The sequence below is a fragment of the Vibrio sp. 10N.222.55.B11 genome (assembly GCF_041473705.1).
Classification (GTDB): Bacteria; Pseudomonadota; Gammaproteobacteria; order Enterobacterales; family Vibrionaceae; genus Vibrio; species Vibrio crassostreae_C.
Genome location: NZ_JBFRST010000126.1, coordinates 1 through 218, shown reverse-complemented (window position 1 = coordinate 218; position 218 = coordinate 1). Strand labels below are relative to the sequence as shown.

The following is a 218-nucleotide window of genomic DNA, read 5'->3' as shown; positions in this document are numbered from 1 at the left end:
GCATACCAACCTCGACTTTTGGGGGAGGTATCTAAATAAACAGACACGTAGCGTTTGTTTGGCCAAAAGCGCTTTGTTTTTGGATTGCCGTTTGGTTTAGCCCAGTCGGGTCCTATAAATTCAAAATGAATGTCTGTTACCTTGTTGCTGGTCAGCTCAGGTGTCAGAAATATTCTAGGCGTAAATTGCAGGTATCGTTCCTTGGGGTATAGAGGCAG

The 218-nt window shown here is 44.5% G+C and carries 1 pseudogene; it reads right to left on the bottom strand.

Annotation, left to right across the window (positions count from 1 at the left end):
• Window positions 1–218: pseudogene (locus tag AB4503_RS25180) on the bottom strand (hypothetical protein); the annotation flags it as partial.